The sequence below is a fragment of the Kitasatospora phosalacinea genome (genome assembly GCF_030268885.1).
GTDB classification, from domain to species: domain Bacteria; phylum Actinomycetota; class Actinomycetes; order Streptomycetales; family Streptomycetaceae; genus Kitasatospora; species Kitasatospora phosalacinea_C.
Genome location: NZ_BSSA01000014.1, coordinates 190,228 through 211,445, shown reverse-complemented (window position 1 = coordinate 211,445; position 21,218 = coordinate 190,228). Strand labels below are relative to the sequence as shown.

The 21,218-nt window shown below is 71.7% G+C and carries 23 protein-coding genes; 20 read left to right on the top strand and 3 right to left on the bottom strand.

The features are described 5' to 3' along the window. The 3 genes from QSK52_RS21535 to QSK52_RS21525 form a co-directional block, all read left to right on the top strand. Positions 1-311: vitamin B12 dependent-methionine synthase activation domain-containing protein (locus QSK52_RS21535; RefSeq protein WP_285737751.1), on the top strand; the 311-nt coding region annotated here is incomplete at its 5' end. Between the two features lie 168 nt (positions 312-479). Next, positions 480-1,184, top strand: a complete 705-nt coding sequence (locus tag QSK52_RS21530; protein WP_285737750.1) for an HAD family hydrolase — start codon at positions 480-482, stop codon at positions 1,182-1,184. A gap of 346 nt (positions 1,185-1,530) precedes the next feature. After that, the gene (locus QSK52_RS21525; RefSeq protein ID WP_285737749.1) at positions 1,531-3,123 is read left to right on the top strand and encodes an ABC transporter substrate-binding protein; all 1,593 of its coding nucleotides are present in this window, start codon (positions 1,531-1,533) and stop codon (positions 3,121-3,123) included. 67 nt (positions 3,124-3,190) lie between these two features. Here QSK52_RS21525 and QSK52_RS21520 read toward each other — a convergent pair whose 3' ends face one another. Beyond that, on the bottom strand, positions 3,191-3,862 hold the full coding sequence (locus QSK52_RS21520; protein ID WP_285737748.1) for a response regulator: 672 nt from the start codon (positions 3,860-3,862) through the stop codon (positions 3,191-3,193). A gap of 1 nt (position 3,863) precedes the next feature. After that, positions 3,864-4,730, bottom strand: a complete 867-nt coding sequence (locus tag QSK52_RS21515; RefSeq protein ID WP_285737747.1) for a RecB family exonuclease — start codon at positions 4,728-4,730, stop codon at positions 3,864-3,866. 151 nt (positions 4,731-4,881) lie between these two features. Here QSK52_RS21515 and QSK52_RS21510 point away from each other — a divergent pair, with 151 nt between their 5' ends. The 3 genes from QSK52_RS21510 (at position 4,882) to QSK52_RS21500 (ending at position 7,844) form a co-directional block, all read left to right on the top strand. Further along, entirely contained in the window at positions 4,882-6,078 is a 1,197-nt protein-coding gene (locus QSK52_RS21510) for a site-2 protease family protein (RefSeq protein WP_285737746.1), read from the top strand. 45 nt (positions 6,079-6,123) lie between these two features. Next, the gene (locus QSK52_RS21505; protein WP_285737745.1) at positions 6,124-7,092 is read left to right on the top strand and encodes a tRNA (adenine-N1)-methyltransferase; all 969 of its coding nucleotides are present in this window, start codon (positions 6,124-6,126) and stop codon (positions 7,090-7,092) included. Between the two features lie 179 nt (positions 7,093-7,271). Then, positions 7,272-7,844 (top strand): hypothetical protein, encoded by a 573-nt coding sequence (locus tag QSK52_RS21500; RefSeq protein ID WP_285737744.1) that lies wholly within the window; start codon positions 7,272-7,274, stop codon positions 7,842-7,844. Between the two features lie 34 nt (positions 7,845-7,878). Here the strand turns inward: QSK52_RS21500 and QSK52_RS21495 are convergent, their stop codons facing one another. Next, positions 7,879-8,166, bottom strand: coding sequence for a ferredoxin (locus QSK52_RS21495; protein ID WP_285737743.1), 288 nt, complete (start codon positions 8,164-8,166; stop codon positions 7,879-7,881). Positions 8,167-8,398: 232 nt separating this feature from the next. On the opposite strand from QSK52_RS21495, the gene arc reads away from it, so the two are divergent. The 14 genes from arc to QSK52_RS21425 all read left to right on the top strand — a co-directional run bounded on the left by arc (position 8,399) and on the right by QSK52_RS21425 (position 21,135). Beyond that, positions 8,399-10,165: a proteasome ATPase gene (gene arc, locus QSK52_RS21490; protein ID WP_285737742.1), complete on the top strand. Its 1,767-nt coding sequence runs from the start codon at positions 8,399-8,401 to the stop codon at positions 10,163-10,165. Positions 10,166-10,280: 115 nt separating this feature from the next. Continuing rightward, positions 10,281-11,792, top strand: coding sequence for a depupylase/deamidase Dop (dop, locus tag QSK52_RS21485; RefSeq protein WP_285737741.1), 1,512 nt, complete (start codon positions 10,281-10,283; stop codon positions 11,790-11,792). 97 nt (positions 11,793-11,889) lie between these two features. Next, the gene (locus QSK52_RS21480; RefSeq protein WP_285737740.1) at positions 11,890-12,108 is read left to right on the top strand and encodes a ubiquitin-like protein Pup; all 219 of its coding nucleotides are present in this window, start codon (positions 11,890-11,892) and stop codon (positions 12,106-12,108) included. Between the two features lie 178 nt (positions 12,109-12,286). Further along, positions 12,287-13,132, top strand: coding sequence for a proteasome subunit beta (gene prcB / locus QSK52_RS21475; RefSeq protein ID WP_285737739.1), 846 nt, complete (start codon positions 12,287-12,289; stop codon positions 13,130-13,132). 32 nt (positions 13,133-13,164) lie between these two features. Continuing rightward, a complete protein-coding gene (gene prcA / locus QSK52_RS21470) occupies positions 13,165-13,917 on the top strand; it encodes a proteasome subunit alpha (protein WP_285737738.1) in 753 nt (250 codons plus the stop codon). A 97-nt stretch (positions 13,918-14,014) separates the two neighbouring features. Continuing rightward, positions 14,015-15,376 (top strand): Pup--protein ligase, encoded by a 1,362-nt coding sequence (pafA, locus tag QSK52_RS21465; RefSeq protein ID WP_285737737.1) that lies wholly within the window; start codon positions 14,015-14,017, stop codon positions 15,374-15,376. A gap of 79 nt (positions 15,377-15,455) precedes the next feature. Beyond that, complete coding sequence (locus QSK52_RS21460) at positions 15,456-16,451, top strand: FKBP-type peptidyl-prolyl cis-trans isomerase (protein WP_285737736.1); 996 nt, start codon at positions 15,456-15,458, stop codon at positions 16,449-16,451. 113 nt (positions 16,452-16,564) lie between these two features. Next, entirely contained in the window at positions 16,565-17,851 is a 1,287-nt protein-coding gene (locus QSK52_RS21455) for an FKBP-type peptidyl-prolyl cis-trans isomerase (protein WP_285737735.1), read from the top strand. Between the two features lie 59 nt (positions 17,852-17,910). Then, on the top strand, positions 17,911-18,282 hold the full coding sequence (locus tag QSK52_RS21450) for an FKBP-type peptidyl-prolyl cis-trans isomerase (RefSeq protein WP_285737734.1): 372 nt from the start codon (positions 17,911-17,913) through the stop codon (positions 18,280-18,282). Between the two features lie 117 nt (positions 18,283-18,399). Next, the gene (locus QSK52_RS21445; RefSeq protein WP_285737733.1) at positions 18,400-19,374 is read left to right on the top strand and encodes a helix-turn-helix transcriptional regulator; all 975 of its coding nucleotides are present in this window, start codon (positions 18,400-18,402) and stop codon (positions 19,372-19,374) included. Further along, positions 19,371-20,327, top strand: a complete 957-nt coding sequence (locus QSK52_RS21440; RefSeq protein WP_285737732.1) for a helix-turn-helix transcriptional regulator — start codon at positions 19,371-19,373, stop codon at positions 20,325-20,327. The genes QSK52_RS21445 and QSK52_RS21440 overlap by 4 nt, the downstream gene beginning before the upstream one ends. A 5-nt stretch (positions 20,328-20,332) precedes the next feature. Further along, the gene (locus tag QSK52_RS21435) at positions 20,333-20,563 is read left to right on the top strand and encodes a hypothetical protein (protein ID WP_285737731.1); all 231 of its coding nucleotides are present in this window, start codon (positions 20,333-20,335) and stop codon (positions 20,561-20,563) included. Between the two features lie 14 nt (positions 20,564-20,577). Further along, positions 20,578-20,733 (top strand): hypothetical protein, encoded by a 156-nt coding sequence (locus QSK52_RS21430; protein WP_285737730.1) that lies wholly within the window; start codon positions 20,578-20,580, stop codon positions 20,731-20,733. Between the two features lie 132 nt (positions 20,734-20,865). Further along, positions 20,866-21,135 (top strand): twin-arginine translocase TatA/TatE family subunit, encoded by a 270-nt coding sequence (locus tag QSK52_RS21425; protein ID WP_285737729.1) that lies wholly within the window; start codon positions 20,866-20,868, stop codon positions 21,133-21,135. The last annotated feature ends 83 nt before the right edge of the window (positions 21,136-21,218 follow it).

Genomic DNA, 21,218 nt, shown 5'->3' with positions numbered 1-21,218 from the left:
ACGGCCTGTCCGTCCAGCTCGCCGAGGCGCTGGCCGAGTTCTGGCACGCCCGGGTCCGCTACGAGCTCGGCTTCGGCGACGAGGACCCGCAGGACGTCCGGGACATGTTCGCGCTCAAGTACCGCGGTGCGCGCTTCTCGCTCGGCTACGGCGCCTGCCCCGAGCTGGAGGACCGGGCCAAGATCGCCGAGCTGCTCAAGCCCGAGCGGGTCGGCGTGATCCTCTCCGAGGAGTACCAGCTGCACCCCGAGCAGTCGACCGACGCCATCGTGGTCCACCACCCCGAGGCGAAGTACTTCAACGCCAGGTAGACCTTCAACCGGGGATCATCCGTTCGCCGCACCGCCGCCCGGTGCAATTCCACCGGGCGGGCGTATTCTTGATGATCCTGAAACGGGCCGGTCCGCTGACCAGCGGGCCGGCCCGTGCCATCCCCGGACGCACCCGCGCCCGGGCAGTCCAACAGGAAGGCGGCGCGCATGACGACGGTCTCGACCCCGGTCCGCATCGGCGGGGACGGCGAGGACAGCGGCCTGCACGCCGTCCTGCTCGACATGGACGGCACCCTGGTGGACACCGAGGACTTCTGGTGGCAGGCCGAGGTCGACCTGTTCGCCGAGCTCGGCCACCGGCTCACCGCCGAGGACCGCACCCACGTGGTCGGCGGCCCGATGACCCGGGTGATCGACTACCTGATCACCCGCACCGGCGTCACCCTCAGCCCCGCCGAGCTGACCGTCCTGATCAACCAGCGCTTCGTCGACCTGCTGGCCGGGGGCGTCCCGCTGATGCCCGGCGCCGAGCGGCTGCTCAACACCCTGGGCGCGCACGGCGTCCCGGCCGCGCTGGTGTCCGCCTCGCACCGGCACATCATCGACATCGTGCTGCGCAGCCTGGGCGCCCAGCACTTCGCCTTCACCGTCGCGGGCGACGAGGTCGCCCGGACCAAGCCGCACCCCGACCCCTACCTGACCGCCGCCGCCCGGCTCGGCGCCGACCCGGCCCGCTGCGTGGTCGTCGAGGACACCCCCACCGGCGTCGCCGCCGCGGAGGCCGCGGGCTGCCCGGTCATCGCCGTCCCGTCCATCGCCGCGATCGACCCCGCCCCCGGCCGCCTGGTGCTGCCCTCGCTGGAGCACGTCGACCTGGACCTGCTGCGCACCCTGGCCGCCGCCCGGGTGTGAGCTTCGTCTCCCTCGCACCCTTTGCCGGTTTCGTTCCGCGTCCGGTGGTACGCGGAACGTGTCCGCCGGTGCGGGTGAAAACGGGCATTGGCTGACAACTCGTCGACTGCCGGGGCAAGATCCTCCGAACCCGCCGGGACCACCGTCCGAACCCTCGGTGACCCCCCGGAGGCGATATGGCACGCTAAGGCGCGTTCGAGTCCCCGTGCCGTGCCGCCGCCCACCCCGGAAACCCGGGAGGACGGGCGTGCGCGGCCGTAGCAGTCCCGCGGCCCCGCCCCACCCCGGCGCCGGGCGGCGGGCACCGGCGACAGCCGGCCGCACGCAGTGAGGAAGACCACCCCGCATGACCACCCCCAACCGCCTGGCCGCGCTCAGCTGCGCCGCTCTCGTCGCCACCACGGCGGCGGGCTGCGCCTCCGTCGAGAAGGCCGCCGGCGGCGGCGGTGACGGCACCATCACCATGGGCACCACCAACGTGACCAGCGTGCTGGACCCGGCCGGTGCGTACGACGCGGGCTCCTGGCTGGTCCTCAACAACGCCTTCCAGTCGCTGCTGAGCTTCCCCTCCGGCGCGACCGTCCCGCAGCCCGACGCCGCCGAGTCCTGCCAGTTCACCGGCGCCGACGCGCTCACCTACACCTGCACGCTGCGCAGCGGCCTGAAGTTCTCCAACGGGCACCCGCTGACCGCCCAGGACGTCAAGTTCTCCATCGACCGGGTCAAGAAGATCGCCGACCCGTCCGGCCCCGGCCCGCTGCTGTCCACCATCGCCTCGGTGGACGTCTCCGGCGACCGCCAGGTCACCTTCCACCTGGAGAGCCCCGACGCGGTGCTCCCGGCCAAGCTGGCCTCCGCGGCCGGCGCCATCGTCGACCACCAGGTCTTCCCGGCCGACAAGCTGCTCGGCAACACCTCCCTGGTCGGCTCCGGCCCGTACAAGATCGACTCGGTCGAGATGAACGGCAAGGCCCCGAGCAAGATCCAGCTCAGCGCCAACACCGGCTACCAGGGCACCGCCGAGCGCAAGAACGACAAGTTCACGGTGCGCTACTTCGACAAGCCCGAGCAGCTGAAGTCGGCCCTCGACAGCGGCGCCGTCGACCTCACCGACAACAGCCTCGACCCCTCCGTGGCCGCCAAGATCAAGTCCGACGACATGGCCGGCACCGGCACCCTCCGGGTCGCCGAGGGCGCCTCCGGCGAGACCCGCTACCTGGTGTTCAACACCAAGGACGAGACCGGCGGCAACCAGGCCGTCCGGCAGGCCGCCGCCCAGCTGATCGACCGCAAGGCGATCTCCCAGGACGTGTACGCGGGCACCGTGCAGCCGCTGTACTCGGTCGTCCCGGCGGGCCTGGCCGGCCACAACACCGCCTTCTTCGACAAGTACGGCGAGCCCGACCCGGCCAAGGCCAAGCGCATCCTGAACAACGCGCACGTCACCACCCCGGTCAAGCTCACCCTGACCTGGTCCCGCGCCCGGGCCGGCGCCGCCGAGCTGGAGGCCGTCAAGCAGGAGCTGGAGAACGGCGGCCTGTTCCAGGTCACCGTCCAGCAGGAGCCCGACTGGACCGCCTACCAGGCCGGCTGGAAGAACGGCAGCTACCAGGCGTACACCGTCGGCTGGACCCCCGACTACGCCGACGCCGACGACTACATCAGCCCGCTGGTGGTCGACGGCGGCGCCTACCACAACGGCTGGAACAACCCCCAGATCAGCGACAAGCTGGTCCCGGAGTCGATCAAGCTCACCGACCGCTCCGGCGGCGGCGCCTACGACCAGATCCAGAAGATCCTGGCCGACGCCGTCCCGATGGTGCCGCTGTTCCAGAACAAGTCCTTCTACGTCTACCGCCCCGGCGTCACCGGCGTGGACAGCACCATGGACAACACCGGCGTGTTCCGGTTCTGGGAGATCGGCCGCACCGCGAAGTGACCCCCGCGGACGCGGAACGGCCCGCCACCCCCTCGGGGGCGGCGGGCCGTTCCGCGTCCGCGGCGGGCTACAGCGAGCCCGGGCGCACCAGGCCGCTCTCGTAGGCGTACACCGCCGCCTGCACCCGGTCGCGCAGCTGCAGCTTGGTCAGCACGTGGCCGACGTGCGTCTTCACCGTGGTCTCCGAGACGAACAGCTCGGCGGCGATCTCCGCGTTCGACAGGCCCCGCGCCACTAGCCGCAGCACCTCCACCTCGCGCTCGGTCAGCACCGTCAGCGCCTGCGGCGGCGTCTCGTCGCCCGAGGGCAGCTTGGTGGCGTACATGTCCAGCAGGCGGCGGGTCACCGACGGGGCCAGCATCGCCGCGCCGTCCGCCACCACCCGGATCGCCTGCACCAGCTCCTCGGCCGGCACGTCCTTCAGCAGGAAGCCGCTGGCGCCCGCGCGCAGCGCCTCCACCACGTACTCGTCCAGGTCGAAGGTGGTCAGCACCAGCACCTTGGCCGGGCCGTCCCGGTCCGGACCGGCGATCCGCCGGGTGGCCTCCACGCCGTCCATCCGCGGCATCCGGATGTCCATCAGCACCACGTCCGGCTGCAGGGCGCGGACCTGGTCCAGCGCCTGCTGCCCGTCGCCCGCCTCGCCGACCACCGCCAGGTCGGGCTCGGCCTCCAGGATCATCCGGAAACCGGTACGCAGCAGCGGCTGGTCGTCCACCAGCAGCACACGGATCGTCAACCTACGACTCCTTGCCGGGATTGGTCACAGTGGTCAGTGGCAGCGGGTACGGCGGGGGAGTGCCGCCGAACTCCGGGCAGGACGCCTGGTGGTCGCACCAGTCGCACAGCCGGTTGCGCGTCGCCGGGAAGTCACCGGTGGCCACCGCCGCCGAGATCGCCTCCCACAGCGCCTCCAGCTTCCGCTCCACCGAGAGCAGGTCCGCCTCGTCCGGGTCGTACGTCACCACGTCCCCGCCGCCGCCCAGGTAGACCAGCTGCAGGCGCTTGGGGACCACGCCCTTCCAGCGCCACACCACCAGGGCGTAGAACTTCATCTGGAACATCGCCTTGCCCTCGAAGTCCCGCGAGGGCGCCCGGCCGGTCTTGTAGTCCACCAGCCGCACCTCGCCGGACGGGGCGACGTCCACCCGGTCGATGTACCCGCGCAGCAGCAGGCCCGAGGGCAGCGCCGTCTCCACGTACAGCTCCCGCTCCACCGGGTGCAGCCGGGTCGGGTCCTCCAGCCGGAACCACTTCTCCACCAGCTTCTCGGCGTCCCCCAGCCAGCCGGCCAACTTCTCCGGCTCGCCCGGGAACAGCTCCGCCAGCTCCGGCCGTTCCCCCAGCAACCGCTCCCACTGCGGGCCCAGCAGCCCGAGCGCCCGCTCCGGCGTCCGCTCGGCCGGCGGGTGGTCGAACAGCCGCTCCAGCACCGCGTGCACCAGCGTGCCCCTGGTCGCGGCCGCGGACGGCGGCTCCGGCAGCCGGTCGATCACCCGCAGCCGGTACAGCAGCGGGCAGGTCATGAAGTCACCCGCCCGCGACGGCGACAGCCCGGTCGGCCGGGCGGCCGGACGCGGGGCGGGCGAGGGGTCGGTCTGCTGCATGCCACGACCCTATTGCACCGGACCGACACCGGAGGCGAACGGGTCGGAGCCGCTGGGTATAGGAGAAGGGAGGGCGGGGTGCGCCGCCGTTCCCGGGGCGAGATCACGTAGCGTACGAGGCACCAGCGGACGGCGGGACGGAAGGAGCACGGTGAACGACACCGAGGGGCGGGCACCGGAGAAGCCGAAGCCCGACGACCAGCCGCGCGGCGGCATCCTGATGGGCCGTCCGTTCGGCGTGCCCGTCTACGTCACCCCGTCCTGGTTCCTGGTCGCCGCGCTGATCACCTGGATCTTCGGCAGCCGCCTCGCCGACGTGCTGCCCGACCTCGGCGGCGCCCGCTACCTGCTCGCCTTCTCCTTCGCCGTCGCCTTCTACGGCTCGGTGCTGGTCCACGAACTCGCCCACACCGTGGTCGGACTCCACTACCGGCTCGGCGTCCGCCGGATCCAGCTCCAGTTCCTCGGCGGCGTCTCCGAGATCGAGAAGGAGGCCGACCGCCCCTGGCGCGAGTTCTGGCTCGCCTTCGTCGGCCCGCTGCTCTCGCTGCTGCTCGGCGGCGCCTTCTGGCTCGGCCTGCGCGCCGTCGAACCCGCCACCGTCCCCGGCGTGCTGCTCGCCGGGCTGATGGTCTCCAACCTGGTCGTCGCCGCCTTCAACCTGCTCCCCGGCCTCCCGCTGGACGGCGGCCGGATGCTGCGCGCCGTGGTCTGGGCGCTCACCGGCAACCCGATGAAGGGCACCCTGGCCGCGGTCTGGGTCGGCCGCGCCCTCGCCGTCGCGGTCGTCCTCGGCCTGCCGATCTTCAGCTCCTCCCAGGACGTCGAGCGCTCCGCCACCGAGGCCATGGTCGACGGCGTGCTCGCCGCGGTCCTCGGCTTCATCATCTGGCAGGGCGCCGGCAACTCGCTGCGCAACGCCCGCCTCAAGGAGGTGCTGCCCCGGCTCAAGGTCCGCGAGATGGCCCGCCGCAGCATCGACGTCCCCGCCGACACCCCCCTGGGCGAAGCCATGCGCCGGGCCCGCGAGGTGCACGCCGGGGCGATCGTGGTGGTCGACGGGCGCGGCGAGCCGATCGCCGTGGTCAAGGAGTCCGCGGTCAGCGCCGTCCCCGAGCACCGCCGCCCCTGGATCGCCGTCAGCGCCGTCTCCCGCGACCTCGAACCCGGCCTGACCGTCCCGGTCGACCTGGCCGGCGAGCAGATCCTCGACACCCTGCGCCGCGCCCCCGCCACCGAGTACCTGGTGGTCCGCCCGGACGGCTCGGTCTACGGTGTCCTCTCCCTCACCGACCTGGAGCGGAAGCTCACCGCCGCGCTCCAGGGCCGGGCCGCCGGGGTGGAGTGATCATGTGGTCGGGGGCAGCCCTCCGGCTCCCGTAGGATGGCCCCCATGTCCGAACCGACCGGTGCCACCCGCCGACGCGGGCCCTTCCAGGTCGGGGACCAGGTCCAGCTGACCGACCCCAAGGGCCGCCACTACACGTTCACGCTCCAGGCCGGGAACCAGTTCCACACCCACAAGGGTATGTTCCCGCACGACGAGCTGATCGGCGCTCCCGAGGGCACGGTCGTCCGCACGACGGGCAACGTCCCGTACCTCGCGCTGCGCCCCCTGCTCCCCGACTACGTCCTGTCCATGCCGCGCGGCGCGGCCGTGATCTACCCCAAGGACGCGGGGCAGATCCTGGCCATGGCCGACATCTTCGCCGGTGCGAAGGTGGTCGAGGCGGGCGTCGGCTCCGGCGCCCTCTCCACCTACCTGCTGCGCGCCGTCGGCGACACCGGCTCGCTCGCCTCCTACGAGCGCCGCCAGGACTTCGCCGACATCGCCAGGGGCAACGTCGAGCGCTACTTCGGCGGCCCGCACCCGGCCTGGAAGCTCACCGTCGGCGACCTCCAGGACAACCTGGTCGAGACCGACGTCGACCGCGTCATCCTCGACATGCTCGCCCCCTGGGAGTGCCTGGACGTCGCCTCCAAGGCGCTCGTCCCCGGCGGCCTGATCTGCTGCTACGTGGCCACCACCACCCAGATGTCGCGCACCGTCGAGGCGCTGCGCGAGCACGGCACCTTCACCGAGCCGCAGGCCTGGGAGACCATGGTCCGCACCTGGCACCTGGAGGGCCTCGCCGTCCGCCCGGACCACCGGATGATCGGCCACACCGGCTTCCTGCTCACCGCCCGCCGCCTCGCCGACGGCGTCGAGCCCCCGCTGCGCCGCCGCCGCCCCGCGAAGGGCTCCTACGGCGAGGACTACGAGACCGGCCCCGAGACCGAGCTCTCGCTCGCCGAGCGCGCGGCCGTCCGCAAGGCGCAGCGCCAGGCGGCCTCGCACGACGCCCGGGAACTCCCGGAGTAGCACCGGGAACCGCGCGAGCGACCACGCACCGACGGCCGGGGCGCGAGGGAACGGCAGGTCACTGCCCTCCTCGCGACCCGGCCGTCGGCGTCTCCCGCCCCGCGCGGCTCCCCGCCCCCGGCAGCCCGCTCCGGAGCCGGGTGTGGAAGGATGCGCGGACCGGAAAGGGGAGTCTCGTGGTGACGGAGCGTCGGATACCCGGGCACGCGCGGTCGGGGTTGAAGCACTGGGTGCTGGTCGCGGCCGGCTGCGCGGCCGTGGTGGGCGGGGCGCTGGGGGCGACCTCGGCGACCGGGGCGGTGACGGGCGGTCAGCAGGCGGCCGACGGACCGGTCGCGGAGCCGGTGCCCACGGCCTCGCCGCTGCCGGAGGCGGACCTGGCGAAGGTCCGGCTGCCGCTGGAGTGCGGGCCCTTCCCGGTCACGGTGAGCCTGAAGGCGTCCGCGCTGCTGGACGGGAAGCCGGTGACCGTCGCCGCCGCGCACTGCCAGGCGGACATGGGCACTCCGCCGGACGGGGTGTTCCTGGTCGGCGCCGACGGCGCCCCCGTGCCGCTGCTGCCCGACGCCGAGGGCCTGACCGTCACCGAGCTGGCGGTCCGCAGCGACGGCTCGATCCGCGGGAGGGCCCGCGGCTACTCCTCCCCGGACGTGCCCCGCTTCTCGCCCGACCTGCAGGTCGAACTGGTCTGGACGCGCTCCGGCGGGGCCTGGACGAAGACCGAGACCAGGACGCCGGTGCACGGCGCCTGAGCGCCCGAGCACCCGTCAGGGGGCCGAACGGGCGTCAGTCCGCGTCCGGCCCGTAGACCTCGACGCCGTCCGCCGCCCGGCGGACGTGGATGCAGTCGCCGGGGCAGTCCTTGACGGAGTCGACCACGTCCTGAAGGAGCGTCAGCGGCACGGGGACGGTCTCGCCCGGCTGCTGGCGCAACTCGTCGTCCTCGCCCTTGACGTAGGCGAGCCCGTCGATGTCGAGCTCGAAGACCTCGGGCGCGTACTGCGCGCAGATGCCGTCGCCGGTGCACAGATCCTGGTCGATCCAGACTTCGAGTGCCTCGCCCGTCCCCGCCATTGCCCCTGCCGTTTCTGCTCTCGTCGCCCCGTATTCGGGGACATTCCTGTCACGATACATCCGCGCTGCTTTGAACCGTTGAGCGGTGGGCATCTCCTCTACCAAGAGGGGAAGCACGCAGGGCGAACAACCGGACACGCCCGACCCGCCTTTCTGATCACTAAGGGGTTTACATCGCCCTGGTCCCAGGTAGGTTTGGGTCGTCCAGCTCCCCCAGGAGGAGGTGAGGACCGTGGCAGCCCACGATGACGAGTACGACCGCAGCGCCGGCAGGCCCGCACGGGGGTCCGACGAGGCCGCGCAGGTCTCCTACCTCGAACAGGAGATTGCCGTCCTTCGGCGCAGGCTCGCCGATTCGCCCCGCAGTTCGAGGGTGCTCGAGGAGCGGATCGTCGAGCTGCAGACCAACCTGGCCGGTGTGACCGCCCAGAACGAGAGGCTCGTCGCGACCCTGCGCGAGGCCCGCGACCAGATCGTGGCCCTCAAGGAGGAGGTCGACCGGCTCGCCCAGCCGCCGGCCGGATTCGGCACCTTCCTCGAGAAGAACGAGGACGGGACGGCCGACATCTTCACCGGGGGCCGAAAGCTCCGGGTCAACGTCAGCCCCAACGTCGAGTTGGACGAGCTGCGCCGCGGCCAGGAGGTGATGCTCAACGAGGCGCTGAACGTCGTCGAGGCGATGGCGTTCGAGCGGATCGGCGAGATCGTCACGCTCAAGGAGGTGCTGGAGGGCGGCGACCGCGCGCTGGTCACCGGCCACACCGACGAGGAGCGCGTGGTGCGCCTCGCCGAGCCGCTCCAGGGCGTCACGCTCCGCCCGGGCGACGCCCTGCTGCTGGAGCCCCGCTCCGGCTACGTGTACGAGGTGGTGCCGAAGTCCGAGGTCGAGGAGCTGGTCCTCGAGGAGGTCCCGGACATCGACTACCGGCAGATCGGCGGCCTCTCCGGCCAGATCGAGCAGATCCGGGACGCGGTGGAGCTCCCGTACCTGCACGCCGACCTGTTCAAGGAGTACGAACTCCGGCCGCCCAAGGGCGTCCTGCTCTACGGCCCGCCCGGCTGCGGCAAGACGCTGATCGCCAAGGCGGTGGCCAACTCGCTGGCCAAGAAGGTCGCCGAGGTGACCGGCCGTCCGCAGGGCAAGAGCTACTTCCTCAACATCAAGGGCCCCGAGCTGCTCAACAAGTACGTGGGCGAGACCGAGCGGCAGATCCGCCTGGTCTTCCAGCGGGCCCGGGAGAAGGCGAGCGAGGGCACGCCCGTCATCGTCTTCTTCGACGAGATGGAGTCGCTCTTCCGCACCCGCGGCTCCGGCGTCAGCTCGGACGTGGAGAACACCATCGTCCCGCAGCTGCTGGCGGAGATCGACGGCGTGGAGGGCCTGGAGAACGTCATCGTCATCGGCGCCTCCAACCGCGAGGACATGATCGACCCGGCGATCCTGCGGCCCGGCCGCCTGGACGTCAAGATCAAGATCGAGCGGCCGGACGCCGAGGCGGCCAAGGACATCTTCTCCAAGTACCTCAAGGACACCCTCCCGTTCCACCCGGACGACCTCAAGGAGCACGACGGCTCGGTGTCGGTCACCGTCGCCGCCATGATCCAGTCGGTGGTGGAGCGGATGTACTCGGAGACCGAGGAGAACCGCTTCCTGGAGGTCACCTACGCCAACGGTGACAAGGAGGTCCTGTACTTCAAGGACTTCAACTCCGGCGCCATGATCCAGAACATCGTGGACCGGGCGAAGAAGATGGCCATCAAGGACTACCTCGACCACGGCCAGCGCGGTCTGCGCGTCTCCCACCTGCTCGCCGCCTGCGTGGACGAGTTCAAGGAGAACGAGGACCTGCCCAACACCACCAACCCGGACGACTGGGCCCGCATCTCCGGCAAGAAGGGCGAGCGGATCGTCTTCATCCGCACCCTCGTCACCGGCAAGCAGGGTGCCGAGTCCGGCCGCTCCATCGACACCGTCGCCAACACGGGGCAGTACCTGTAGCACCCGCACGACCCCGTCCGGCTGCGGCGCTCGGCAGGGCTCCGCAGCCGGACGGCGCGTCTGCACCGGCAGTACCCAGCAGGACCCAGCAGGACCCACAGGTCAGGAGGGCCGCATGACCGTACGGCGCGTGATGGGGATCGAGACCGAGTACGGCATCTCCGTGCCCGGCCACCCCAACGCCAACGCCATGCTCACCTCGTCCCAGGTCGTCAACGCGTACGCCGCGGCGATGCACCGGGCGCGTCGCGCCCGCTGGGACTTCGAGGAGGAGAATCCGCTGCGCGACGCCCGGGGCTTCGACCTGGCCCGGGACGTGGCGGACGCCAGCCAGCTCACCGACGAGGACATCGGCCTGGCCAACGTCATCCTCACCAACGGCGCCCGCTTCTACGTCGACCACGCGCACCCCGAGTACTCCTCGCCCGAGGTCACCAACCCGCGCGACGCGGTGCTCTGGGACAAGGCGGGCGAGCGGATCATGGCGGCGGCCGCCGAGCGGGCCCTGGAGCTGCCCAACGGGCAGCGGATCCTGCTCTACAAGAACAACACCGACAACAAGGGCGCCTCCTACGGCACCCATGAGAACTACCTGATGCAGCGGGCCACCCCGTTCGCCGACATCGTCCGCCACCTCACCCCGTTCTTCGTCTCCCGCCAGGTGGTGTGCGGCGCGGGCCGGGTGGGCATCGGTCAGGAGGGCGGCGGGCACGGCTTCCAGATCAGCCAGCGCGCCGACTACTTCGAGGTCGAGGTCGGCCTGGAGACCACCCTCAAGCGGCCCATCATCAACACCCGCGACGAACCGCACGCCGACGCCGAGAAGTACCGCCGGCTGCACGTCATCATCGGCGACGCCAACCTCTCCGAGATCTCCACCTACCTCAAGCTCGGCACCACCGCCCTGGTCCTGTCGATGATCGAGGACGGCTTCATCGCCGTCGACCTCGCCGTCGACCAGCCCGTGCGCACCCTGCACCGGATCTCCCACGACCCCGACCTCAAGCAGCTGGTCCAGCTGCGCAGCGGCCGCCGCCTGACGGCCGTCCAGCTCCAGATGGAGTACTGCGAGCTGGCCCGCAAGTACGTCGAGGACCGCCACGGGCAGGACGCCGACGACCAGACCCTGGACGTGCTGGCCCGCTGGGAGGACGTGCTGGGCCGCCTGGAGCGCGACCCGATGAGCCTGTCCCGGCAGCTCGACTGGATCGCCAAGAAGGAGCTCCTGGAGGGCTACCGGCAGCGCGACGGCCTGGACTGGGACAGCCCCCGGCTCCAGCTGGTCGACCTCCAGTACAGCGACGTGCGGGCCGACAAGGGCCTGTACAACCGGCTGGAGGCGCGCGGCCGGTTCGAGCGGCTCTTCGACGAGGAGGCGGTCCGCCGGGCCGTCCACCAGCCCCCCGAGGACACCCGGGCCTACTTCCGCGGTCGCTGCCTGGAGCAGTACGCCGACCACGTGGCCGCGGCCTCCTGGGACTCCGTGATCTTCGACCTGCCCGGCCACGACAGCCTGCAGCGCGTGCCGACCATGGAGCCGCTGCGCGGCACCCGGGAGCACGTCAAGGACCTGCTCGACCGGTGCCGCACCGCCGAGGACCTGGTGCGCGTCCTCTCCGGCGGGTAACTTTTCGATCACCGGGGGTGAACATTTCCCCGACGGGGAATCATTCCGGTGAGCAGCCAGCGTTGAACGAGAACACCGAACGAGCGGGGTGAGGGAAATGGCGGAGAAGGACACCGGCGGCGGTCAGCAGCGGGCCAACCGCTCCTCCGAGGAGGTGGAGGAGCAGGCCGCGGAAACTCAGGCCTCGGACGACCTCAAGGAGCGCCAGGAAAAGCTCAGCGACGACGTCGACTCGGTACTCGACGAAATCGACGAGGTCCTGGAATCCAACGCGGAGGATTTCGTGCGCGGATTCGTCCAGAAGGGCGGCGAGTAGCCGGGGGAACCCCCCGCGCACGCCGACAACAGCAGCACGAGCGCCGCAGGTGTGCCCTGAGCGCGCCTGCGGCCTCGCGTTCCCGCAGATCTCCCGAAGGAAGCGTGGAACCGGCCCCCGAAGCGGGTAGGGTCCGGGGCACCAACCAACTTTCGATCTTCGATCCGGAAGGACACGTGTGGAAGCCAACCTCAGTGGCACCGGGCGTCTGCCGGCCGCCTTCCTCACCCCCGGCTCCTCCTCGTTCCTCGACTTCCTCGACAGCCACGCGCCCCAGCTGCTCCCCGGTCGGCGCGCCCTCCCCGAGGGGATGACCGTCGAGGCGCCGCACGGCACCACCATCGTCTCCGCGGTGTTCGACGGCGGCGTGGTGCTGGCCGGTGACCGGCGCGCCACCATGGGCAACGTCATCGCCCAGCGGGACATCGAGAAGGTCTTCCCGGCGGACGAGTACAGCGCCGTCGGCATCGCCGGCACGGCCGGCCTCGCGGTCGAGATGGTCCGGCTGTTCCAGCTGGAGCTGGAGCACTACGAGAAGATCGAGGGCACCGTGCTCTCGTTCGAGGGCAAGGCCAACCGGCTCACCACGATGATCCGCTCCAACCTGGCGATGGCCATGCAGGGCCTCGCGGTCGTCCCGGTGTTCGCCGGGTACGACCTCGACCTCGGCCGCGGCCGGATCTTCACCTACGACGTGACCGGCGGCCGCTCCGAGGAGCGGGCCGGCTTCGCCGCCACCGGCTCCGGCTCGGTCTTCGCCCGCGGTGCGATGAAGAAGCTCTACCGGCCGGGGCTGACCGGCGAGCAGGCCGCCACCCTGGCCGTCCAGGCGCTGTACGACGCCGCCGACGACGACTCGGCGACCGGCGGGCCCGACCTGGCCCGCAAGATCTTCCCGATCGTCACGCTGATCACCGAGGACGGCTTCCGCCGGCTCGACGAGGACGAGGTCGCCGCGATCGCGGTCTCCATCACCGACCAGCGCCGCGAGCACCCGAACGGCCCGCAGGCCCCGCTCCTCTGAGTCCGCCCCAACCACCCGAAGGGAGACCGGCGGTGTCCACGCCGTTCTACGTCTCGCCCCAGCAGGCCATGGCGGACCGCGCGGAGTACGCCCGCAAGGGCATCGCCCGCGGCCGCAGCGTGGTCGTGCTCACCTACGCCGACGGCATCGTCTTCGTCGCGGAGAACACCTCCCGCGCCCTGCACAAGGTCTCCGAGATCTACGACAAGATCGCCTTCGCCGCGGTCGGCCGCTACAACGAGTTCGAGAACCTGCGGATCGGCGGCGTCCGCTACGCCGACCTGCGCGGCTACTCCTACGACCGGGCCGACGTCACCGCCCGCGGCCTGGCCAACGTGTACGCGCAGACCCTCGGCACCATCTTCTCCTCGGTCGGGGAGAAGCCGTACGAGGTCGAGCTGATCGTCGCCGAGGTCGGCCGGACCGACGCCGACGACCAGATCTACCGGCTCACCCCCGACGGCTCGGTGGTGGACGAGAAGAACGCGGTGGTGGTCGGCGGCAACGCCGACTCCATCGGCAACTACCTCGGCCAGCGCCACCGTTCCGGCCTGAGCCTGGCGGAGGCGCTCAAGCTCGCGGTCGACGGCCTGGCCCGCGACCCCAACGGCGGCAGCCCGCGCACCCTGACGCCGGAGCAGCTGGAGGTCGCCGTGCTGGACCGCAAGCGCCCCCGGCAGCGCAAGTTCAAGCGCGTCCTGGGCGGTCAGCTGGCCCGGCTGCTCAGCGGCGACGAGTCGGCCGCCGCCGAGGACGAGGGCGACGCGAGCACCGACACCGAATGACCGGCCCGGGCGGCCCGCCGGACCCGGCGGGCCGCCCGACGGTCCACCCACCGCCACCGAGGGGTTCCACCGAGCTTCGAACAGAGAAGAGTCGCACATGGACCGTCGAATTTTCGGGCTGGAGAACGAGTACGGCGTCACCTGCACCTTCCGGGGCCAGCGCCGCCTGTCGCCGGACGAGGTGGCCCGCTACCTCTTCCGCCGGGTCGTCTCCTGGGGCCGCAGCAGCAACGTCTTCCTGAAGAACGGCGCCCGCCTCTACCTCGACGTCGGCTCCCACCCCGAGTACGCGACCCCCGAGTGCGACGACGTCACCGAGCTGGTCACGCACGACAAGTCCGGCGAGCGGATCCTCGAGGGCCTGCTGGTGGACGCGGAGCGGCGGCTGCACGAGGAGGGCATCGCCGGGGACGTCTACCTGTTCAAGAACAACACCGACTCGGCCGGCAACTCCTACGGCTGCCACGAGAACTACCTGGTGGCCCGGCACGGCGAGTTCTCCCGGCTGGCGGACGTGCTGATCCCGTTCCTGGTGACCCGGCAGCTGATCTGCGGGGCGGGGAAGGTGCTGCAGACCCCGCGCGGCGCGGTGTACTGCGTCAGCCAGCGGGCCGAGCACATCTGGGAGGGCGTCAGCTCGGCGACCACCCGCTCCCGTCCGATCATCAACACCCGCGACGAGCCGCACGCCGACGCCGAGCGCTACCGGCGGCTGCACGTCATCGTCGGCGACTCCAACATGTCGGAGACCACCACGCTGCTCAAGGTCGGCGCCACGGACCTGGTGCTGCGGCTGATCGAGGCCGGGGTGGTGATGCGGGACCTCACGCTGGAGAACCCGATCCGGGCGATCCGCGAGGTCAGCCACGACCTGACCGGCACCCACCAGGTCCGGCTGGCCAACGGCCGGGAGGCCTCCGCGCTGGAGATCCAGGAGGAGTACTACACCAAGGCGCTGGAGTTCGCCGACCGCAAGGGCCTCAACGAGGGCACCGTGGCCCGGGTGCTGGACCTGTGGGGCCGCACCCTGGAGGCGGTGCGCAGCGAGGACCTGGCCAAGGTCGGCACCGAGATCGACTGGATCATGAAGTACCAGCTGATCGAGAAGTACCGGGCCAAGCACCAGATGACCATGTCCAACCCGCGGGTCGCCCAGATCGACCTGGCCTACCACGACATCCACCGCCGCCGCGGCCTGTTCTACCTGCTGCAGAAGAACGGCCAGGCCCAGCGGGTCACCACCGACCTGCTGACCTTCCAGGGCAAGTCGGTGCCCCCGCAGACCACCCGGGCCCGGCTGCGCGGCGACTTCATCCGCCGCGCCCAGGAGCAGCGCCGCGACTTCACCGTCGACTGGGTGCACCTGAAGCTGAACGACCAGGCGCAGCGCACCGTGCTGTGCAAGGACCCGTTCCGTTCGGTCGACGAGCGGGTGGAGAAGCTGATCGCCGGGATGTGACCGGCCGGCCGTGACGGTCCGTCGGAGGCGCGCCGAGCGCCTCCGACGGACCGGACGAATCGGGTCATAGGCTGACGCCATGCGTCGAACCGCCTGCCTGCTCACCGTTCCCCTGACCGCCGTGCTGATCGCCGGATGCAGCAGTTCGGACGGGTCCGGGAAGTCCGCCGCGACGACGCCCCCCGCCTCCTCGGCCTCCGCGGTCCAGGTGCCGAGCCCGGTGGCGTCCGCCTCGCCGATGCCGACCGTCAGCGGCGACTTCGGCTCGAAGGCGACGATCACGCTGCCGCCCGGGCAGCCGAGCGGCGCCTTCGTGGTGAGCACCGTGAGCGAGGGCTCCGGGGCGGAGGTCAAGAAGGGCGACTGGGTGACGGTCAACTACACCGTCAAGGACTGGACCAGCGGCAAGGACCTCTCCAGCTCCTACGACTCCGGCGGCAAGCCGCAGCTGTACCAGGCGGGCAGCGGGCAGTTGGTGCCCGCGTTCGACCAGAGCGTGGTCGGCAAGAAGGTGGGCTCCCGGCTGCTGGTGGTCGCCCCGCCCGCGGCGGGGTTCGGCAGCCAGGGGTCGAGCGCGCTGGGCGTCGGCAAGGACGACACCGTGGTGTTCGTGCTGGACGTGGTGAGCGCGACGCCGCCGGACACCACCATCCCCGGGGAGCTCACCCAGCCGCCCGCGAACGCCCCGCAGGTGAAGGACAACGGCAAGGCCGCGCCCACCATCACCGTCCCCTCCGGCCAGCAGCCGCCCACCGACCTGCAGCAGTACGTGCTGGTCAAGGGCACCGGCCCGGAGGTGCAGAGCGGGCAGACGCTGCTGGTCCAGTACACCGGCGTGACCTGGGCCGACGGCAAGCAGTTCGACTCCTCGTGGAACCACGGCGGCGCGCAGGCGCTGCAGGTCGGCACCGGCAGCCTGATCAAGGGGTGGGACCAGGGGCTGGTCGGCAAGACCGTCGGCAGCCGGGTGATGCTGGTGGTGCCGCCCGCGCTGGGCTACGGCGACCAGGCCAGCGGGTCGATCCCGGCGAACTCCACCCTGGTGTTCGTGATCGACATCCTGGAAGCCGTCTGAGAACCGCCTGACAGCGGGGCGCGGACCGGTTCGAACGGCTCTCATGCCGACCTGGCATACTGCTGCCCCGCACCAGTGGTACACGCGTCGTCGGGCGAGTCGAATGGGGAGTCATGTCTGAGAAAGCGTCGAGCCCGGGCGAGGCCGACAACACCGGGAACAAGCCTCCCCTGGACCGCGAGTCGATCGTCGTCCCCGCGGAGATCCTGACCCAGGCGGGCTGGGCGCCGCCGACCAACCCGGTCAACCCGGACGCCAAGGGCGAGCAGGCCCCGCAGGTCTTCGCGTCCAACCAGCGCAAGGTCCCGCTCTCCGAGGCCGGGTACGACCAGGACCCGGGCGGGGTGGGCCGGCTCGGCGTCATCCTGGGTTCGGTCCTGGCGGTCCTGCTGATCGCCTCCGGCGTGACGCTGTACTACGTCAACAAGGACGGCGGCAGCAAGCCCGCCGCCAAGGCGGACTCCGCGACGGCCAGCCCCAGTGCGGGCGCCTCGGACGCGCCGACCCAGCAGCCGGTGCCGCCGATCAAGGACAGCGCCAAGGTGCTGCCCACCGTCTCCGGCGACTTCGGCTCCAAGGCCACCATCACGCTGCCCAAGGAGGCGCCCGACGGCACCTTCGTGGTCAAGGAGCTGACCGCGGGCAACGGCGCGAAGGTCGAGAAGGGCAACTGGGTCTCCGTCGACTACACCGCGATGGACTGGCAGACCGGCAAGGAGATCCCCGGTTCGTACGGGGAGCAGAACGGCAAGCCGCAGCTCTACCAGGCCGGTGCCGGGTCGCTGATCGCGGCGCTGGACAACGCCGTCGAGGGCCACAAGGCGGGCAGCCGCCTGCTGGTGGTCGCCCCGCCCGCGGCCGCGTTCGGCCCGCAGGGCAGCCAGCAACTGGGCATCGGGGGCACCGACAGCCTGGTGTTCGTGCTGGACATCCGGCAGTCCACCGCGCCGAACGCGGTGGTCTCCGGTGACGTGACCCCGCCGCCCGCGGACTTCCCGCAGGTCAAGGACAACGGCAACAAGCCCGCCGAGATCACCCCCGTCCCGGGCGCCGCGGACCCGACCGACCTGAAGAGCCACGTGCTCATCCAGGGCAAGGGCCGCAAGATCGAGTCCGGCGAGAAGGTGCTGGTGCAGTACACCGGCGTGCTCTACAAGGACGGCAAGAAGTTCGACTCCTCGCTCGACCGCGGGCAGGCGTTCACCTTCACCACCGGCGCCGGCAGCGTCATCGAGGGCTGGGACAAGGGCATCGTCGGCCAGAACATCGGCAGCCGGGTCGAGCTGGTCATCCCCGCCTCGCTGGGCTACAAGGACAAGGCCAGCGACAGCATCCCGGCCAACTCCACCCTGGTGTTCGTGGTGGACATCCTGGACGCGGGCGTCGGCGGCGACAGCTGACGCGCCGTCGGTGCGCCTAGGATGAACCCCGTTCACGCAACCGAACGAGAAGAGCAATCGTGAGCCTGACCAAGCCGGAGATCGACTTCCCGGGCGGCGACGCCCCGAGCGAGCTCCAGATCCGCGACATCGTGGTCGGCGACGGCGCCGAGGCCAAGGCCGGGGCGACCGTCGAGGTCCACTACGTGGGTGTCACCTTCGCCTCCGGCGAGGAGTTCGACGCCTCGTGGAACCGCGGCCAGACCTTCAAGTTCCCGCTCGGCAAGGGACGGGTCATCAAGGGCTGGGACCAGGGCGTCGAGGGCATGCGCGTCGGCGGCCGCCGCGAGCTGGTCATCCCGCCGCACCTGGCCTACGGCAACCAGTCGCCGAGCCCGCTCATCCCGGCCGGCTCCACCCTGATCTTCGTGGTGGACCTGCTGGGCGTCTGACCTCGGACGCACCACCGGACCCCCGGCTCCGCCAGGAGCCGGGGGTCCGGCTTTCTCTGAACGTGCCCGTACCGGTACGGTCAGGCAGGTCACCCCCGATCGGAGGAAGGGTCAGCGATGGCGATCGCCAAGGCAGAGCGGCTGATGAACCTCGCCCTGTGCCTGATGAACACCCGGCGTCCGCTCTCCAAGAAAGAGCTGCGCGAATCCGTCGAGGCGTACCGGGAGGCCTGGCAGCAGGGCTCCGAGGACGCCTTCAACCGGATGTTCGAGCGCGACAAGGACGACCTGCGGGAACTCGGACTGATCATCGACGTGGACGAGAACGCGCTCGACGGCGAGATCGGCTACCTCGCCCGGCGCGACCGCAACCGCCTCCCGGAGATCGCCCTGGACGCCGAGGAGGCCGCCGCGCTGGCGCTGGCCGCCCGGGTCTGGCAGCAGGCCAAGATGTCCGGCGCCGCCAGCGGCGCCCTGCAGAAGCTGCGCGCCGCCGGCGTCCCGTTCGCCGAGGACCGCGAGCACGGTGCGCTGGAGCCGCGGATCCCCGGCCGGGAGGCCGCGTTCGAGCCGCTGCTCACCGCCGCCCGCGACCGGCGCCCGGTCACCTTCGACTACCGCAAGGCCGGGGCCGCGACCGCCGAGCCGCGCTCGGTCGAGCCCTGGGCGCTGGAGTGCTGGCGCGGCCACTGGTACCTGGCGGGCTACGACCGCGACCGCGGCTCGGCCCGGGTGTTCCGGCTCTCCCGGATCACCGGCAAGGTCCGCTCCCGGGCGGGCGCGTTCACCGGCGAGGTGCCCGAGCACGTGGACGTCCGGGCCGTGGTCGCCCGGTTCGCGGGCGAGGGCGCGACCGCCGTCGCGCGGGTCAAGGTGCGCTCCGGCGCCGCCTACCCGCTGCGCCAGCGCGCGCTGGAGACCCGGCCGGTGGACGCCGACTGGGACGAGCTGGACATCCCGTACGGCAACGGCCTGGGCGCCGACCTGGCCGAGTACGGCCCCGACGTCATCGTGATCGGCCCCGAGGACCTGCGGGCCGACGTCATCGACCGGCTGCGCGCCGTCGCCGGTCTCGCGGAGGTGCAGGCATGAGCAACGCGATCGACCAGACGCGGCGGATGCTGTCGCTGGTGACCTACCTGCGCGAGCGGCCCGGGGCCGAGGTGGCCGAGGTGGCGCGGGCGTTCGGGATCACCGAGCGGGAGCTGATCGGCGACCTGAACGTGCTGCCGATGTGCGGGACGTCCTTCCGCGGCGGCGACCTGCTCGACATCGACACCGACGGCGAGCGGATCTGGTGGCACAACGTGGACGACGTCGCCCAGCCGCTGCGGCTGGCCGCCGACGAGGCCACCGCGCTGCTGGTCGCCGCCCGCGCCGTGGCGGGCCTGCCCGGGCTGCGCGAGCGCGACCGGCAGGCGCTCACCCGGGCCGTCGCCAAGATCGAGGACGCGGCGGGCGAGAACGCCGAGTCCGCCGCCCGGATCGGCGTCACCTTCGAGGCCGAGGGCACCGTCTTCGCCGACATCGACCGCGCCCTCAGCGAGGGCCGGCTGATCTGGCTGCGCTACTGGTCGCACGGCCGCGGCGAGCTGACCGAGCGCGAGGTCGACCCGATCCGGCTGGTCACCGAGGGCCACACCTACCTGGAGGGCTGGTGCCGGACCTCCGAGGACCGGCGCACCTTCCGGCTCGACCGGATCGCCGAGATCAAGGTGCTGGACGAGCCCGCCAACCCGCCCCGGCTGCAGCCCCGCGACCTGTCCGCCGGGCTGGTCGCCCCCACCGCGGACGACCCGCAGGTGGTGGTCGAGGTCGGCCCCGGCGGCCGCTGGGTCGCCGAGTACTACACCCACGACAGCGCCGAGGAGCTCCCCGACGGCGGCCTGCGGATCACCCTGCGCTCCGCCGAACCGGCCGGGCTGCGCACCCTCGCCCTGCGGCTGGGCCGGGACGGCCGGATCACGGCCCCCGCCCAGCTCGCCGAACAGGCCCGCACCGCCGCGCTGGCCGCGCTGGAGCACTACCGGGACGGACAGGTCTGAACCACGTGACCGACGGCACCAGATTCAAGGTGTACTGCTCGCAGTGCCGGGAGAAGGTCGAGCTCCCGGCCGCCGAGTTCCGGCTGGCGCTCGGCGCCAGCAAGGAGCGGACCTTCTACGGCTTCACCTGCCCGGCCTGCGGGGCGTCCGTCCGCAAGATCGCCGGGGAGAAGATCGTCGCCGCGCTCACCGAGGCGGGCGTGCACACCATGCGGCTGCTGCCGGTGGACGGATAGGGAAGGCGCCGCACGTGAACTGGACCCTGGTCGGGGCCGTCCTGCTGTCCACCGCCGGACTGCTGGTGCTCGGCGTGCTCGCGCTGCGGCTGTGGCTGGACGCCCGGGCGCTGGCCCGCGAGGTGGACGGCGCGGTCGCCGCGCTGCAGCGGGCGGGCGAGGCGGGCTGAGAGCGGGGGAGGACCGGTACCCGATCGTTGGGGACCGGGTTCCCGCGGCGACACCCCGAGCGGCTACCATCGCCCGCAGAGGGGGAGCCCTGCCTCCCGGACCTCCCGGACAAGGAAGGCGGTGCTCCGGAGATGCGTCTCCTGTCGCCCGGCTCGCTGCTGCTGGTCACGGTCTTCGCGGTGCTGCTGTTCGGCGGCAAGCGGCTGCCGGACGCGGCGCGGGCGCTGGGCCGGTCGTTGCGGATCCTCAAGAGCGAGGGCAGGGCGCTGCGCCGGGAGTTCGACTCCGGCCGCGAGGGCGCCGCGCCCGCGTCCGCCGACCCGGCCGCGCGGCCCGCCGCCGAACCGGAACGGGTGGTCAAGGCCGCCCCGGGCGCGTCCCGCACCGACCGGGCCGCCTGAACGACCGCGTCGGGCTCCCGCACCACTCCGACTACGACGAGCGCACGATTCGAGGACCGGGTTGAGCAAGACGACCAAGGCGG

What these genes read in the sequence shown, in the direction of transcription:
- pafA (WP_285737737.1), top strand. Translation starts at nt 14,015, where the DNA reads ATGGACCGTCGAATTTTCGGGCTGGAGAACGAGTACGGCGTCACCTGC.
- QSK52_RS21480 (WP_285737740.1), top strand. Translation starts at nt 11,890, where the DNA reads ATGGCGGAGAAGGACACCGGCGGCGGTCAGCAGCGGGCCAACCGCTCC.
- QSK52_RS21515 (WP_285737747.1), bottom strand. Translation starts at nt 4,730, where the DNA reads ATGCAGCAGACCGACCCCTCGCCCGCCCCGCGTCCGGCCGCCCGGCCG.
- QSK52_RS21425 (WP_285737729.1), top strand. Translation starts at nt 20,866, where the DNA reads ATGCGTCTCCTGTCGCCCGGCTCGCTGCTGCTGGTCACGGTCTTCGCG.
- dop (WP_285737741.1), top strand. Translation starts at nt 10,281, where the DNA reads ATGACCGTACGGCGCGTGATGGGGATCGAGACCGAGTACGGCATCTCC.
- QSK52_RS21460 (WP_285737736.1), top strand. Translation starts at nt 15,456, where the DNA reads ATGCGTCGAACCGCCTGCCTGCTCACCGTTCCCCTGACCGCCGTGCTG.
- QSK52_RS21505 (WP_285737745.1), top strand. Translation starts at nt 6,124, where the DNA reads ATGTCCGAACCGACCGGTGCCACCCGCCGACGCGGGCCCTTCCAGGTC.
- QSK52_RS21525 (WP_285737749.1), top strand. Translation starts at nt 1,531, where the DNA reads ATGACCACCCCCAACCGCCTGGCCGCGCTCAGCTGCGCCGCTCTCGTC.
- QSK52_RS21495 (WP_285737743.1), bottom strand. Translation starts at nt 8,166, where the DNA reads ATGGCGGGGACGGGCGAGGCACTCGAAGTCTGGATCGACCAGGATCTG.
- QSK52_RS21440 (WP_285737732.1), top strand. Translation starts at nt 19,371, where the DNA reads ATGAGCAACGCGATCGACCAGACGCGGCGGATGCTGTCGCTGGTGACC.
- QSK52_RS21445 (WP_285737733.1), top strand. Translation starts at nt 18,400, where the DNA reads ATGGCGATCGCCAAGGCAGAGCGGCTGATGAACCTCGCCCTGTGCCTG.
- QSK52_RS21455 (WP_285737735.1), top strand. Translation starts at nt 16,565, where the DNA reads ATGTCTGAGAAAGCGTCGAGCCCGGGCGAGGCCGACAACACCGGGAAC.
- QSK52_RS21530 (WP_285737750.1), top strand. Translation starts at nt 480, where the DNA reads ATGACGACGGTCTCGACCCCGGTCCGCATCGGCGGGGACGGCGAGGAC.